Annotated in this window: 9 protein-coding genes; 5 read left to right on the forward strand and 4 right to left on the reverse strand. The window is 71.0% G+C overall.

The window, feature by feature from the left end:
• The first annotated feature begins 248 nt into the window (after positions 1-248).
• From pulA to ACZ6ZR_RS16675, 4 genes are all read left to right on the forward strand, one after another.
• Positions 249-5,780 (forward strand): pullulanase-type alpha-1,6-glucosidase, encoded by a 5,532-nt coding sequence (gene pulA, locus ACZ6ZR_RS16660; protein ID WP_465642872.1) that lies wholly within the window; start codon positions 249-251, stop codon positions 5,778-5,780.
• A 617-nt stretch (positions 5,781-6,397) separates the two neighbouring features.
• On the forward strand, positions 6,398-8,725 hold the full coding sequence (locus ACZ6ZR_RS16665) for a M4 family metallopeptidase (RefSeq protein ID WP_465642874.1): 2,328 nt from the start codon (positions 6,398-6,400) through the stop codon (positions 8,723-8,725).
• Positions 8,726-8,935: 210 nt separating this feature from the next.
• Positions 8,936-10,258, forward strand: a complete 1,323-nt coding sequence (locus tag ACZ6ZR_RS16670) for an ammonium transporter (protein WP_465642876.1) — start codon at positions 8,936-8,938, stop codon at positions 10,256-10,258.
• Complete coding sequence (locus tag ACZ6ZR_RS16675; RefSeq protein WP_465642878.1) at positions 10,255-10,593, forward strand: P-II family nitrogen regulator; 339 nt, start codon at positions 10,255-10,257, stop codon at positions 10,591-10,593. The genes ACZ6ZR_RS16670 and ACZ6ZR_RS16675 overlap by 4 nt, the downstream gene beginning before the upstream one ends.
• A 7-nt stretch (positions 10,594-10,600) precedes the next feature.
• On the opposite strand, the gene ACZ6ZR_RS16680 is transcribed toward ACZ6ZR_RS16675, so the two are convergent.
• The 3 genes from ACZ6ZR_RS16680 to ACZ6ZR_RS16690 form a co-directional block, all read right to left on the reverse strand.
• Positions 10,601-11,437, reverse strand: coding sequence for a hypothetical protein (locus ACZ6ZR_RS16680; protein WP_465642880.1), 837 nt, complete (start codon positions 11,435-11,437; stop codon positions 10,601-10,603).
• 11 nt (positions 11,438-11,448) lie between these two features.
• The gene (locus tag ACZ6ZR_RS16685; protein ID WP_465642882.1) at positions 11,449-11,946 is read right to left on the reverse strand and encodes a SigE family RNA polymerase sigma factor; all 498 of its coding nucleotides are present in this window, start codon (positions 11,944-11,946) and stop codon (positions 11,449-11,451) included.
• Positions 11,947-12,046: 100 nt separating this feature from the next.
• Entirely contained in the window at positions 12,047-12,691 is a 645-nt protein-coding gene (locus ACZ6ZR_RS16690) for a TNT domain-containing protein (protein WP_465642884.1), read from the reverse strand.
• A 334-nt stretch (positions 12,692-13,025) separates the two neighbouring features.
• On the opposite strand from ACZ6ZR_RS16690, the gene ACZ6ZR_RS16695 reads away from it, so the two are divergent.
• Entirely contained in the window at positions 13,026-14,783 is a 1,758-nt protein-coding gene (locus ACZ6ZR_RS16695) for a carbohydrate-binding module family 20 domain-containing protein (RefSeq protein WP_465642886.1), read from the forward strand.
• A 78-nt stretch (positions 14,784-14,861) separates the two neighbouring features.
• Here ACZ6ZR_RS16695 and ACZ6ZR_RS16700 read toward each other — a convergent pair whose 3' ends face one another.
• Positions 14,862-15,605, reverse strand: coding sequence for an SDR family oxidoreductase (locus tag ACZ6ZR_RS16700; protein ID WP_465642888.1), 744 nt, complete (start codon positions 15,603-15,605; stop codon positions 14,862-14,864).
• Positions 15,606-15,705: the final 100 nt, after the last annotated feature.

Genomic DNA, 15,705 nt, shown 5'->3' on the forward strand with positions numbered 1-15,705 from the left:
TGCTCATCCTGCGGTAGTGGATTCTTCACCGCCTGTCCCCCTTCGGGGGTAGGGGGTCGGGTACCGGAGGCTGACATGGAGTCCATTGTGGCCCCTTCGGGTACGGCCGGTCGACGCGGCCCCCGGGAGGAGGCAACGGTTCGGTCAAGACTGCGCCTGCAACGATTTCTGCATCTTGCTGAAACATTTTGCAATCGCTAGCGTCCAGCCACCCACTCGACGACGAGCCGCCTCAAGGGAGCCCAGCTGTGGCCGAAGTCCAGCCCCGCCGCCCACGGAGCACGACCCCCTACCAGCGACCCGGCCGGACGGCCGCGCTGATCGCCGCCTCGCTGCTGGCGACCGGACTGGGGGCCGCCCCGCTCGCGGTGGCCGCTCCCGGGCCGGCCGCCCCGCCCTCGGACCGGGCGATGGCCGAGCGGGCCGACCGGCACGACCTGACCAGGGAGCAGTTCTACTTCGTCCTCCCCGACCGCTTCGCCAACGGCGACCGGCGCAACGACACCGGCGGCATCCCCGGCGACCGGATGGCCAACGGCCTGGACCCGGCGGACAAGGGCTTCTACCACGGCGGTGACCTCAAGGGTCTGATCGACAAGCTGGACTACGTCCAGGGCCTGGGCACCACCGCGATCTGGATGGCCCCGCTGTTCGAGAACCGCCCGGTGCAGGGCACCGGCGCGGACGCCTCGGCCGGCTACCACGGCTACTGGATCACCGACTTCACCAAGGTCGACCCCCACTTCGGCACCAACGAGCAGCTCAAGGAGCTGATCGCCAAGGCGCACGCCAAGGGCATCAAGGTCTTCTTCGACGTCATCACCAACCACACCGCCGACGTGGTCGACTCCAAGGAGAAGAAGTACGACTACCGCTCGGCCGGCGCCTACCCGACCCTGGACGCCGACGGCCGCCCGGTGGACGAGACCGCGATCGCCGACGCCGCCGCCCAGTGGCCGAAGGTCACCGCCGACTCCTTCCCGTACAGCCCGGTCTTCCGCACCGAGGCCGACAAGAAGGCCAAGACCCCCAACTGGCTGAACGACCCCGCGCTCTACCACAACCGGGGCAACTCGACCTTCGTCGGCGAGTCCGCCACCGAGGGCGACTTCTCCGGCCTGGACGACCTGGACACCCAGAACCCCCGGGTGGTCAAGGGCATGCAGGACATCTACAAGACCTGGGTGAAGGAGACCGGGGTCGACGGCTTCCGGATCGACACCGTCAAGCACGTCAACACCGCCTTCTGGTCCCAGTGGGCGCCCGAGCTCAAGGGCTACGCGGCCAAGCTGGGCAACGACGACTTCTTCATGTTCGGCGAGGTCTACTCCGGCGACCCGGCCGTCACCTCCCCGTACGTCACCAAGGGCAGGCTCCAGGCCACCCTGGACTTCGGCTTCCAGGAGGGCGCCCGCGGGTACGTCTCGCAGGGCGGCTCGGCCAGGGCGCTCTCCGAGCTGTACGCGCAGGACTACCGCTACACCACCGCCGACACCAACGCCTACGAGCTGCCGACCTTCCTCGGCAACCACGACATGGGCCGCTTCGGCAGCTTCCTGCAGGCCGACAACAAGGGCGCGGGCGGTGAACTGCTGCTCGCCAAGGACCGGTTGGCCAACGAGCTGATGTTCCTGACCCGGGGTCAACCGGTCGTCTACTACGGCGACGAGCAGGGCTTCACCGGCGCCGGCGGCGACAAGGACGCCCGGCACGACCTGTTCGCCTCGAAGACCGCCTCGTACAACGCGGACGAGGTGATCGGCGGCACCAAGGGCCCGGCCGACCGCTACGGCACCGGCGGGGCGCTCTACCAGGGCATCGCCGGACTGGCCCAACTGCGCAAGCAGCACCCGGCGTTGGCGGACGGCGCGCAGGTCGAGCGGTACGCTGCCGACGGCGCCGGGGTGTACGCCTTCTCCCGGATCGACGCCAAGGAGCAGATCGAGTACCTGGTCGCGGTCAACAACTCGGCCGAGCCGAAGACCGTCACGCTGGACACCTTCTCGGCCGGCGCCGACTTCGACCGGATCTACCCGGCGGCGGGGGAGAAGCTCACCAGCGGGGCCGACCGCAAGGTCACCGTCACCGTCCCGGCGTACTCCTCGGTGGTGCACAGGGCCGCCAAGAAGCTGGTGAAGAGCACTGCCGCGCCCCAACTGACGTTGCGCGCACCGGCGGAGGGCTCCACCGGCACGGTGACCGTCGGCGCCGAGGTGCCGGGCGGCGGCTTCAACCGGGTCTCCTTCGCCGCGCAGATCGGCAACGGGGCCTGGCAGCAGCTCGGTTCGGCCGACAACGGGACGTACAAGGTCACCCAGGACCTGACCGGGGTGGCCCCCGGCACCGTGGTCCGGTACAAGGCCGTGGTCCGCGACAGCAGCGGCAACCTCCGCTCCGCGACCGGGAGTTTCACCACCGGCACCCCCGCGCCGAAGCCGGCGCCGAGCGCCACCTCCCGGCCCTACGCGGTAGTGCACTACCAGCGGAAGAACGCCGACTACGACGGCTGGAACATGTACGCCTGGGGCGACCTGGCCGACGGCGAGTCCACCCCGTGGCCGGCCGGGCACGCGTTCACCGGGCGGGACGGCTACGGGGCCTTCGCCTACGTCAAGTTGAAGAGCGGCGCGGCCGACGTCGGGTTCGTGGTGGAGAACAACGGCACCAAGGACACCGACGGCGACCGGCACGTCGACCTCGGCTCCACCGGTGAGGTCTGGGTCAAGGAGGGCGACCCGAAGGTCTACCCGAGCAACCCCGATCCGGTCACGCCGGTGCCGGCGAACACCGCCGTCATCCACTACCAGCGGGCCGACGGCGACTACGACGGCTGGGGTCTGCACGACTGGACCGGCGCGGCCACCCCCACCGACTGGGGCAATCCGCTGACGCCCGCCCGGAAGGACTCCTACGGCGCCGTCTTCGAGGTGCCGCTGGCCCCCGGCGCGACCAGCCTGAGCTACATCCTCCACAAGGGCAACGACAAGGACCTGCCGAACGACCAGTCGCTGGACTTCGCCACCAGCGGCCGCGAGGTCTGGCTGATCGGCGGTCAGGAGGGCCACCTGCTGCCGCAGTCGGCCGGGGCCTCCTCGCAGCTGGACCTCTCCAGCGCGCGCGCCCAGTGGATCGACGCGAAGACCGTCGTGGTGCCCGCCAACTACGGCGCGGGCGACGCCGCGCTGAACGGCGGCACCAGCGCCCAGCTGGTCTACGACCCGGCCGGCGGGATCACCGTCGACAAGGGGGTCATCAGCAAGCCCGGCCAGTGGATCCGGCTCAGCCCCGGCTCCCTGACGGAGGACCAGAAGAAGAAGTACCCGCACCTGGCCGGGTACCGCGCCTTCACCGTGGACGCCCGCGACGCCCGCCGGACCACCGAGGCGCTCCGCAGCCAGCTGCTCTTCACCGAGCACCTGCCGAACGGCGCCGCACTGGCCGCCACCGGCGTGCAGCTCCCCGGCGTGCTCGACGACCTGTACTCGGCCGGGGCGGCCAAGGCCCAACTCGGCCCGGTGTACCGGGAGGCAGGCGGCTGGGGCTGGTGGCGCGAGCGCCGGGTGACGCTCTCGCTCTGGGCGCCGACCGCCACCGAGGTCTCCGTCCAGCTCTTCGACGGGCCCGCCGGCGGCACCCCGAGGACGGTGCCGCTGCGCCGGGACGAGGCCACCGGCGTCTGGTCGCTCACCGGGGACACCCGGGAGCTGGACGGCAAGTACTACCTCTACCAGGTCAAGGTCTGGGCGCCGAGCGTCGGCCAGGTGGTCACCAACACCGTCACCGACCCGTACTCGGTGGCCCTCTCCACCGACTCCACCCGCTCCCTGGTCGCCGACCTGACGGCCCGTGACACCAAGCCGCGCGGCTGGGACCAGCACCGCTCCCCGCAGGCCGTGCCGCCGCAGAAGCAGCAGATCCAGGAACTGCACGTGCGGGACTTCTCGGTCGCGGACTCCACGGTGCCGGTGGCCGAGCGCGGCACCTACAAGGCCTTCACCGAGTCGAAGTCGGCCGGGATGAAGCACCTGAAGGAGCTGGCCGCGGCGGGCGTCACCACCATCCACCTGCTGCCCACCTTCGACATCGCCACCATCCGGGAGAACCGCGCCCAGCAGCAGCTCCCCGCCTGCGACCTGGCCTCGCTGCCGGCCGACGGCGAGAAGCAGCAGGAGTGCGTGGCGGCCGTCCAGGCGGGAGACGCCTACAACTGGGGCTACGACCCGCTGCACTACACCGTGCCGGAGGGCTCGTACGCCACCGACCCCAACGGGCTGGCCCGCACCGTGCAGTTCCGCGAGATGGTGCAGGCGATGCACGAGGCCGGGCTGCGGGTGGTGCTGGACGTGGTCTACAACCACACCGCCGCCTCCGGGCAGGCCGAGCACTCGGTGCTGGACAAGGTGGTGCCCGGCTACTACCAGCGGCTGAGCGACACCGGGAAGGTCACCACCGACTCCTGCTGCGCGGACACCGCGCCCGAGCACGCCATGATGAACAAGCTGGTGGTCGACTCGGTGGTGACCTGGGCCCGCGAGTACCGGGTCGACGGTTTCCGCTTCGACCTGATGGGCCTGGACCCCAAGCAGACCATGCTGGACGTGCGCTCCGCGCTGGACGGGCTGACGCGCCGCCAGGACGGGGTCTCGGGCAAGGACCTCTTCCTCTACGGCGAGGGCTGGAACTTCGGCGTGGTGGCCAACGACGCCCGCTTCGTCCAGGCCACCCAGACCAACATGGCCGGAACCGGCATCGCCACCTTCAACGACCGGATCCGGGACGCGGTGCGCGGCGGCAACTTCATGCTGAACTCGGCGCCGCAGCAGGGCTTCGCGTCCGGGCTCTTCACCGACCCGAACGGCTCGGCGGCCAACGGCACGCCCGAGGAGCAGAAGGCCCGGCTGCTCCGTCAGATGGACCAGGTGAAGGTCGGACTGACCGGGAACCTGGCGGGGTACTCCTTCACCGACAGCAGCGGACGGACCGTCACCGGTGCGGGCGTGGACTACAACGGCGCCCCGACCGGCTACGCGGCCAACCCCGGGGAGGCACTGGAGTACCTCGACGCGCACGACAACGCGGACCTGTTCGACGCGCTGGCCTACAAGCTGCCCGTCACCACCGCGCCGGCCGACCGGGCCCGGATGCAGGCGCTCGGCCTCTCGCTCACCGCGCTGAGCCAGGGCCCGGGCTTCGTCCAGGCCGGCAGCGACCGGCTGCGCTCCAAGTCGCTGGACGCCAACTCCTACGACTCCGGTGACTGGTTCAACGCGATCGAGTGGGACTGCGCCAAGGGCAACGGTTTCGGCCGCGGGCTGCCGATGGCGGCCGACAACAAGGAGATGTGGCCGACGGCCAAGCAGCTGCTGGCCGACCCGAAGCTGCGGGTGGGCTGCAACGAGATCTCCTCGGCGGCCACGCAGTACCGGCAGTTCGTCCGGATCAAGCAGTCCTCGCCGCTGTTCGCCCTCTCCACCGCGGCCGAGGTGCAGCGCCGCCTCTCCTTCCCGCTCTCCGGTACGGCGGGTGAGCAGCCCGGCGTGATCACCCTGCACCTGGACGGCGCCGGCCTGCCCGGCGCGGAGCGCTCCGTCACGGTGGTGTTCAACGCGACCCCGGCCGAACAGCGCCAGACGGTGGGCGGGTTGAAGGGCAGCGCGCAGTCCCTGCACCGGGTGCAGGCGGACGGGGCCGACCCGGTGGTGAAGGGTGCCCGCTTCGACGCGGCCACCGGGACCTTCACCGTGCCGGCCCGGACGGTGGCGGTCTTCGTCCAGGGCTGACCGGCCCCACGCGTCCACAGGGGCCCGTCCGTTCACAGCGGGCGGGCCCGTTCACACGCGGCCGTCGCGTTCACACGCGCGACATGCGGCCGATACGAGTCATCGTCAAGTCGGATGGCTGGAAATCGCCGTCTGGCGCCCCGTCGTGGTGACACCCGGGCGCCGGACGGCGCTGTTTCGGGGTCCACGGACGGTCTGCGGCGGCAACCGACCGACCGTCCGGGCGGGCCGCGATCCTGCCGCTGTTCAGTGCGGATCTGCCGGATGCGAAGCGCTTCCGGAAGATGGCAAGCGTTTTCGCCGGCCCCTTGCGCACCAAGGGAGTTGGCACCACGGCGAGGGCCGCGTGCCTGGGGCGGATATCGGCCAATCCATGACGTGCATCTGTCATTCACGGAGGGTTTGCTGCCACGATTCCCCCTGCCGCCGACGAGATGGGCCCCAACCCCCCCGCTGCGGCGTTCCAGCGCAGGCAAGGCGCTACCAAGCACCACTCCTTTCAACGCACCGACCCGGGCGTCGCACAGGCAGCCCGGGGCCCCCGCTGTGCCGCAACCCCGCGGCCAGGTTCTCTCCACCGCCCGTGCACCCCGCGGACGGTCGGAAAAGGAGTCCGCATGTCCCGCTACACCCACGCCCGGGTGACGATGGCCGCGCTCGCCGCCGCCACCGCCCTGGTGGTGACGGCCGTGCCCACCATGGCGCAGGCGTCCCCGCAGGCCCCCTCCCAGGTCAACCCGATCGCGGCCGGCAAGGCGAGCCTGCTCGCCTCCGCCGAGCAGCAGGGTGCCGGCCTGGTCCAGTCCCTGGGCCTCGGTGCCCAGGAGAAGCTGGTCGCCAAGGACGTCGTGGTCGACGCCGACGGTTCCCGTCACCTGCGCTACGAGCGCACCTACGGCGGCCTCCCGGTGCTCGGTGGCGACCTGGTCGTCCACCAGACCGCCGGCGGCCTCACCAAGGGTGTGGACAAGGCGAGCTCGCAGGCGCTGACCGGCTTCAGCACCACGCCGAAGCTGGCCGCCCCGGCCGCGCAGTCCGCCGCGCTCTCCGCCGAGCAGGGCTCCAGTCTGGACACCGCCCCGCGCCTGGTGGTCTGGGTCGCCGAGGGCGCCCCGCGCCTGGCCTACGAGACCGTGGTCTCCGGCGTCGAGGCGGACGGCACCCCGTCCCGGATGCACGTGGTGACGGACGCTCAGACCGGCGCCCTGATCCAGAAGTACGAGGGCATCAAGAAGGGCACCGGCCAGGGCGTCTTCGTCGGCAACGTCACCATCGGCACCTCGCTGTCGGGTTCGACGTACCAGATGAAGGACACCGCGCGCGGTGGCCAGTACACCACCAACCTGAACAACGGCACCTCGGGCAACGGCACGCTCTTCACCAAGGCCACCGACGCCTGGGGCAACGGCCTCGCCTCCAACAAGGAGTCGGCCGCCGTCGACGCGCACTACGGCGCGGGCGCGACCTGGGACTTCTACAAGAACACCTTCAACCGCAGCGGCATCCGCAACGACGGTGTCGGCGCGTTCAGCCGGGTCCACTACGGCAGCAACTACGTCAACGCGTTCTGGGACGACGGCTGCTTCTGCATGACCTACGGCGACGGCTCGGGCAACAACGCCCCGCTGACCGCCCTGGACGTGGCCGGCCACGAGATGACCCACGGCGTCACCTCCAACACCGCCAACCTGACCTACTCGGGTGAGTCCGGCGGCCTGAACGAGGCCACCTCGGACATCTTCGGCACCATGGTCGAGTGGTACGCCAACCTGCCCGCCGACCCGCCGGACTACCTGATCGGCGAGGAGATCAACATCAACGGGGACGGCACGCCGCTCCGTTACATGGACAAGCCCTCCAAGGACGGCTCCTCCAAGGACTCGTGGTACTCGGGCGTGGGCAACGTCGACGTCCACTACTCCTCGGGCGTGGCCAACCACTTCTTCTACCTGCTGGCCGAGGGCAGCGGCGCCAAGGTCATCAACGGCGTCAGCTACAACAGCCCGACCGTCAACAACATCACCGTCGCCGGCATCGGCCGCGACAAGGCCGCGGCCATCTGGTACCGCGCCCTGACGGTCTACATGACCTCCAGCACCAACTACGCCCAGGCCCGCACCGCCACCGAGAACGCGGCCAAGGACCTGTACGGCGCCGGCTCGACCGAGCTCTACCAGGTCGGCACCGCGTGGGCCGGCGTCGCGGTCGGCACCGTGCCGCCGAACCCGGGCACCGTCACGGTGACCAGCCCCGGCAACCAGACCACCAAGGTCAACACCGCGGTGAGCCTGCAGGTCAACGCCAGCGGCGGCACCGCCCCGCTGACCTTCTCGGCCACCGGCCTGCCGGCCGGCCTGTCGATCTCCACCTCGGGCAAGATCACCGGCACCCCGACCACCGAGGGCACCTCGAACGTGACGGTCACCGCCACGGACGCCGCCAACAAGTCGGGCTCGGCCAGCTTCACCTGGACCGTGAACAACGTGACCAACACCTGCACCCCGGCGCAGCTGCTCGGCAACGCGGGCTTCGAGTCCGGTAACACCACCTGGACCACCACCTCGGGCGTGATCGACAGCGGCACCAGCAAGCCCGCCCGCACCGGCTCCTACAAGGCCTGGCTGAACGGTTACGGCTCCGCCCACACCGACAGCGCCTCGCAGACCGTCACCATCCCGACCGGCTGCAAGGCCACCCTCGGCTTCTACCTGCGCATCGACACCGCCGAGACCGGCACCACCCAGTACGACAAGCTCACCGTCACGGTGAACGGCACCGCGCTGAAGACCTACTCCAACGTGGACGCCGTCTCCAGCTACCAGCTCCGCACCTTCGACCTCTCGGCCTACGCCGGCCAGAGCGTCACCCTCAAGTTCAACGGTGTCGAGGACGCGTCGCTCGCGACCAGCTTCCTGATCGACGACACCTCCATCACCACCAGCTGACGCACCCTCAGCGGTAGTTGACACCCCGGCCCGGTGGAGCTCGCTCCACCGGGCCGGGGCGCGTCCGTGAGCAGCCGGAAACCGCCCGGCAACACGAAACGCCACCGAAACACGCACGTCCGCATCCGGAAATCCGCTCCGTCCAGACTCGGCTCCCAGCCGACGCGCAACCCCACCCCGGCGCGTCGAGTGACCCCGGGAAGGCCGCAGATGCTGCTCGCAGAGACCCCCGCCGGGCCGGACACCGGCGACACCGCCTGGCTGCTGGCCAGCACCGCGCTGGTGCTGCTGATGACGCCGGGCCTGGCGCTGTTCTACGGCGGCATGGTCCGCACCAAGAGCGCGCTCAACATGATCATGATGAGCCTGGTCTCGATCGCCACCGTCACGGTGGTCTGGCTGGTGGCCGGCTACTCGCTGGCCTTCGGCCCCGACCTCGGCGGCCTCGGCCTGATCGGCGGGCTCGACCACCTCGGGATGGCCGGGATCACCCCCGCCTCGCTCACCGGCAAGGTCCCCACCCTGCTGTTCGCCACCTTCCAGCTGACCTTCGCGATCGTCACCGCCGCGCTGATCTCCGGCGCGGTCGCGGACCGCGCCAAGTTCGGCGCCTGGGTGCTGTTCACGGTGGTCTGGACGCTGCTGGTCTACGTGCCCGTCGCGCACTGGGTGTTCGCACCCGGCGGCTGGCTGCTCACCAGGCTCGGCGTGCTGGACTTCGCCGGCGGCCTGGTGGTCGAGGTCAACTGCGGGGCCAGCGGCCTGGCCCTGGCCCTGGTGCTCGGCCCCCGCCTCGGCTTCAAGAAGGAGGCCATGCGCCCGCACAACCTGCCGATGGTGGTGCTCGGCGCGGGCCTGCTCTGGTTCGGCTGGTTCGGCTTCAACGCGGGCTCCGCGCTCGGCGCCAACGGCACCGCCGCCGCCGTGCTGCTCAACACCCAGGCGGCCGGCTGCACCGGCCTGCTCGGCTGGCTGCTGGTGGAGAAGAAGAAGGACGGCCACGCCACCACCCTGGGCGCCGCCTCCGGCGCGGTGGCCGGGCTGGTCGCCATCACCCCCTCCTGCGGCTCGGTGGACCTGCTCGGCGCGCTGGCGATCGGAGCGGCGGCGGGCGTGGTCTGCTGTTACGCCGTCAGCTGGAAGTTCCGCTTCGGCTACGACGACTCGCTGGACGTGGTGGGCGTGCACCTGGTGGCCGGCGTGATCGGCACCGTGCTGATCGGCGTCTTCGCCTCCGCGGTGATGACCGGCGGCCCGACCGGCCTGCTGCACGGCGGCTTCGGGCAGCTCGGCAAGCAGTTGCTGGCCGTGGCGGTGGTCGGCGGCTACGCCTTCGCGGTGACGTACGGGATCGGCAAGGCGATCGACCGCGCCATCGGATTCCGGGCCAGCGCCGAGCAGGAACTCACCGGCCTGGACCTCGCCGTGCACGCCGAGACGGCGTACGATCACGGCGTCCTGGGCCACGGCAGCGCCACCGCCTCGGCCCACCTGGCCTCCGCCCCCTCCTTCCTGAAGGCCCCTCAGTCATGAAGCTGATCACCGCCGTCGTCAAGCCCTTCAAGCTGGACGAGGTGAAGACCGCCCTGCAGTCGCACGGCGTGCACGGACTGACCGTCACCGAGGCCAGTGGCTACGGCCGCCAGCACGGCCACACCGAGGTCTACCGGGGCGCCGAGTACCGGATCGACCTGGTGCCCAAGGTCCGGATCGAGGTGGTGGTGGAGGACGAGGAGGCCGACCTGGTGGTGGACGCGATCGTCACCGCCGCCCGCACCGGCAAGATCGGCGACGGCAAGGTCTGGGTCGTCCCGGTGGACGGCATCGTCCGCGTCCGGACCGGCGAGCGCGGCCCGGACGCGGTCTGAGGCTCCGTCAGCTCCGGCCGGCCTGTTCGGTCAGGCGCCGGGGCACCAGCTCCTGCCACTCCTGGGCGCCGGTCCAGGCCCAGAGCATCTCCTCCGTGATCGGCACCTCGGTCCGTGACCGGTGCCGGGTGCCGTCCGGGTCGCTCACCCAGTTGCCCGCCATCACGGTGACGGCCATGCCGTCCAGCCGCTCCCGGCGGACCGTGACCGTGCGCTCGCCCTTCCGGTCGGCGACGTCCACCAACTGCCGTTCGCCGCTGGAGAGGACGTGGCGGGAGCAGGTCGAGTCACTGGTGCACTCGAACTGCTCGGCCGACATCCGGGACAGCGCGACGCGCAGTTCCGACGTGCCGTCGTAGTCGGTGTACCGGACGACGATCTCGTAGTAGCCGTCCGCCGGGCGCCAGCGGGTCCGGGCCAGTGCGCTGGGAAGGTCGGCGGGGAGCAGGGTGGCCGCGCCCGGGTTGGGCAGCATCCGGCTCAGCAGGGTGAACATCGCCTCCCGGCTGAGCGGGACGGTCGGTTCGCTGGAGCCGGTGGCGGTGGCGGTGGCCGTGGCCGTGGGCGTGGGCGGTACCGGCGCCGGGGTCGCGGCCACGGTGGCCCGGTCGTCGCCCGGGGCGGTCTGCCAGAGGTTCGGGGTGGCCACGGTGGCCAGTGCGGCCACGGCGAGCGCCGCGCCGGCGATCCGCAGCCGGCGGCGGCGCCGGAGCCGGATCCCGAGGCGCCGGCTCTCGGCCACCATGGTGGCGACCGGGGCGTCGATGAGGTGGACCGCGTCGAAGAGTTCGCTGATCTCGTCGTGTCCGGGGTCGTGCGGCATGTTGTCCGTGCTCCTGGTCATGAATGGCTCCGTCACAGACTCAGCAGGAGTTCGCGGTCCGCGCCCAGGATGCCCCGGAGCTTGGCCAGCGAACGGGTGGTGAGGGTCTTGACGGCGCCCTGCGAGCACCCGAGCAGCTCGGCCACCGACTCCACGCTGTGGTCCTCCAGGTACCGGAGCACCACCACCGCCCGGTTGCGCGGCGGCAGTTGGGCCAGCGCGGCGACCAGGGTGACCCGCAGGTCGGACTCCTCGCTCCCGAGCGTCAGCTGCTCCGGCAGCTCGGCGGAGACCACCTCCGAGGAGCGCCGCAGCCGGCGCTGCGAGAGGTACATCCGCAGCAGCACCTTGCGGGCGTACGCGTCCAGCCCGGGCTCGTCCCGGCCACGCCGCAGCCGCCCCCAGATGGTGAACATCTTGGCCAGCGTGATCTGCACCAGATCCTGTGCCTGATGCCAGTCCCCGCACATCAGGTACGCGATCTGGAACAGGCGTCTGCTCCTGGTACTCGCGAACTCCTCGAACTCCATGCCCCTGCCCGACCGTGGTTCCCGCTGACGTCATGCAACCTGACGCTCCGGGAGGACGAGAGGTATCACACCACTTCGCACGGGCGGGCAGGGAGCGGCGTCAGGTGCGGGCGAGGTAGCCGTTGTCGATCAGCCAGAGCACGGTGAGCCGGGCCGGCGAGCCGGGCACGTGCCGGGCGTCGAGCTGGAACTGCCAGCCGAGGCCGGGCTGGCCGAACCACGGGGCGATCGGGCCGGCGTCCACGGTGAAGGACTTGGCGACCTTGTAGACGTGGTAGTTGCAGGGGGCGGCCGGGTCGCTGTCCAGGGACTGCGGCGGGAGGGCGCGGCTCGGGTAGGGGAGGCCCTCGGGGGCCAGGTACGAGCCGTACTCGCTGCCGTAGCGGTCGATCCGCTGGCCGGGGAGGAGGGTCTGCTGGATCTCCAGCGGGGTGCCGTCCGGCAGGGTGACGTAGCCGTCGGCGGGCGGGTAGCGCCAGAAGCCGGTGGCGCCGTCGTAGTAGGTGTCCAGGAACCGCTGCTCGCCGAGGCCGCCGGTGCGCTGGTAGCCCCGGAGCTGGCGGCCGACCGCGCCGGTGGTCGGCAGCTGCTCGGGGCCGAGGCGCTTGTCGCCGTGGAAGTCCTCCGTGGAGCAGACGGAGGTGGTGGCGGTCGCCGCGGTGCTCGTGGTGGTGCCCACCAGCACGCTGCCGGTGAACAGGGTCGCGGTCATGCCGATGGCCAGCAGGGCCTGACGGATCCTCATGGGCGGGGCACTCTCCGGTCGGTGACGGAACGGGTGCGGACGGTGATCATCGAAGCGGTGGCGGGGTCCGCGCGTCAACGGGAACGCGGGGATCTGGCCGAGACCCGATCAGGTGACCGATCCGTGTCCTCCGGGAGTCTTGACGGTCCGGTGGGGCGGTCGTAGGTTCAGCGCGTTGCAAGTTTCCAGCAAGTTTCAACGGTCTTGCAGCAAGGGGCTCCCCCAGCCCCAACGCCCCCACCCCGTCCGATCCGTGCGTGCACTGACGGTGCGTCACGCCATCGGTGCTGTCCGGACGGTCCCAGGCTGCCCCACCCAGCCCCCTGGAGACACCGTGGTCACCTCCCCCAGCTCGCCCCGCCGCGCGGCCGGCGCCCTCGGCGCGTCCGCCGCCCTGGTCCTCTCGCTCGCCACCGGGCTCTCGCTCGCCCCCACCGCCCAGGCCACCCCGCCGGGCGGCAAGGACGTCACCGCCACCCTCTTCGAGTGGCGCTTCGACTCCGTCGCCAAGGCCTGCACCGACACCCTCGGCCCCAAGGGCTACGGCTACGTCGAGGTCTCCCCGCCCCAGGAGCACATCCAGGGCGCGCAGTGGTGGACCTCCTACCAGCCGGTCAGCTACAAGATCGCCGGACGGCTGGGCGACCGCGCCCAGTTCCAGGCGATGGTGAACACCTGTCACGCCGCCGGCGTCAAGGTGATCGCCGACTCGGTCGTCAACCACATGTCGGCCGGCTCCGGCACCGGCACCGGTGGCACCAACTACACCAAGTACAACTACCCCGGCTTCTACCAGGACCAGGACTTCCACTCCTGCCGCACCGCGATCTCCAACTACGGCGACCGCTCCAACGTGCAGAACTGCGAACTGGTCAACCTCTCCGACCTCAACACCGGCTCCGCGTACGTCCAGCAGACCATCGCCAACTACCTCAGCGACCTGCTCTCGCTCGGCGTGGACGGCTTCCGGATCGACGCCGCCAAGCACATCGCCGCCGCCGACCTGGCCGGCATCAAGGCGAAGATGAGCAACCCGAACGCCTACTGGGCGCAGGAGGTCATCTACGGCTCCGGCGAGCCCGTCCAGCCGTCCGAGTACACCGGCAACGGCGACGTGGACGAGTTCCGCTCCGGCACCTGGCTGAAGAGCGCCTTCAACGGCGGCCGGATCTCCGACCTCTCCACCTGGGGCAACGGTCTGCTGGCGAGCTCCCAGGCCCGTACCTTCGTCGACAACTGGGACACCGAGCGCAACGGCTCCACCCTCACCTACAAGGACGGCTCCGCCTACACCCTGGCCAACGTCTTCATGCTGGCCCACCCCTACGGCTCGCCCAACGTCTACTCCGGGTACGCCTTCACCGACCACGACGCCGGCCCGCCGAACGGCGGCACCGTCAACTCCTGCTACACCGACGGCTGGAACTGCACCCACGCCTGGCGGCAGGTGGCCAACATGGTCGGCTTCCGCAACGCGGTGGCCGGGACCGGCCTGGTCAACTGGTGGTCCAACGGCAGCAACGCGATCGGCTTCGGCCGCGGCGACAAGGGCTACGTCGCGATCAACCGCGAGAGCGGCCCGCTGACCCAGACCTTCCAGACCTCGCTCCCGGCCGGCACCTACTGCGACGTCCAGCACGGCGACTTCGCCGGCTCCGCCTGCTCCGGCCCGAGCTACACCGTGGGCCCGGACGGCAAGTTCACCGCCACCATCGGCGCCGGTGACGCCGTCGCCCTCCACGTCGGCGCCAGGGGCGGCAGCACCGCCACCCCCACCCCGACCCCCTCGCCGACCACCGCCACCGCCGCCGCCTTCGCGGTGAACGCCACCACCGTCTTCGGCCAGAACATCTACGTCGTCGGCAACACCACCACCCTCGGCGTCTGGGACACCTCCAAGGCCCTCCCGCTCTCCTCCGCCACCTACCCGGTCTGGAAACTCAACGTCCCCATGCCGGCGGGCACTTCCTTCGAGTACAAGTACATCCGCAAGGAGTCCAACGGCACCGTCACCTGGGAGTCCGGCACCAACCGCACCGCCACCGTCCCGGCCGGCGGCACCCTCACCCTGAACGACACCTGGCGCCCCTGACACCCTCCCCGAGAACGGCCGGCCGCCCCACCCCCAGCGCACGGGGGAGGGGCGGCCGGTTCCGTCTCCGACGGTCCGTCAGCCGCGGCCGATGTACGGCATGGTGGTGGCCATCACCGTGGCGAACTGGATGTTGGCCTCCAGGGGGAGGGTGGCCATGTGGCGGACGGTGCGGGCGACGTCGGTGACGGACATGGTGGGTTCGGGGGCGGTGCGGCCGTCGGCCTGGCGGACTCCGGTGGACATGGCGGCGGTCATGTCGGTGGCGGCGTTGCCGATGTCGATCTGGCCGCAGGCGATGTGGTGGGGGCGGCCTTCCAGGGAGAGGGACTTGGTGAGGCCGGTGACGGCGTGCTTGGTGGCGGTGTAGGCGATGGAGTGGGGGCGGGGGGTGTGGGCGGAGATGGAGCCGTTGTTGATGATGCGGCCGCCCTGCGGGGACTGACGCTTCATCTGGCGGAAGGCGGCCTGGGCGCAGAGGAAGGCACCGGTGAGGTTGAGGTCGACCACCGCGCGCCAGTCGGCGACGCTGAGGTCCTCGACGGGGGTGGGGGTGCCGAAGCTGCCGGCGTTGTTGAAGAGCAGGTCGACCCGGCCGTAGGCCGAGACGGCGGCAGCGAAGAGCGCGTCCACCGCGGCCGGGTCGGTGACGTCGGTGGGGACGGCCAGGGCGGGGGCGGTGGTCTCGGCGGCGACGGAGTCGAGCGGTTCGGCCCGCCGGCCGGCGAGGACCAGCCGCCAGCCGTGGGCGGCGAGTTCGAGGGCGACGGCGCGGCCGACCCCGCTGCCGGCTCCGGTGACGACGGCGACCTGCTGATCCATGGCTGAACTCCCGGGCGAGGTGAGGGGCCTCGATGATCGCGCACGGAGGGACGGAAAGTCTCTGGTGGGAGCGGACAGCGGCGCGTCGGGGGAGGGGCGG

The sequence above is a fragment of the Kitasatospora sp. NPDC088742 genome (assembly GCF_055584905.1).

What these genes read in the sequence shown, in the direction of transcription:
- ACZ6ZR_RS16665 (WP_465642874.1), top strand. Translation starts at nt 6,398, where the DNA reads ATGTCCCGCTACACCCACGCCCGGGTGACGATGGCCGCGCTCGCCGCC.
- ACZ6ZR_RS16670 (WP_465642876.1), top strand. Translation starts at nt 8,936, where the DNA reads ATGCTGCTCGCAGAGACCCCCGCCGGGCCGGACACCGGCGACACCGCC.
- ACZ6ZR_RS16675 (WP_465642878.1), top strand. Translation starts at nt 10,255, where the DNA reads ATGAAGCTGATCACCGCCGTCGTCAAGCCCTTCAAGCTGGACGAGGTG.
- ACZ6ZR_RS16680 (WP_465642880.1), bottom strand. Translation starts at nt 11,437, where the DNA reads ATGACCAGGAGCACGGACAACATGCCGCACGACCCCGGACACGACGAG.
- ACZ6ZR_RS16685 (WP_465642882.1), bottom strand. Translation starts at nt 11,946, where the DNA reads ATGGAGTTCGAGGAGTTCGCGAGTACCAGGAGCAGACGCCTGTTCCAG.
- ACZ6ZR_RS16690 (WP_465642884.1), bottom strand. Translation starts at nt 12,691, where the DNA reads ATGAGGATCCGTCAGGCCCTGCTGGCCATCGGCATGACCGCGACCCTG.
- ACZ6ZR_RS16700 (WP_465642888.1), bottom strand. Translation starts at nt 15,605, where the DNA reads ATGGATCAGCAGGTCGCCGTCGTCACCGGAGCCGGCAGCGGGGTCGGC.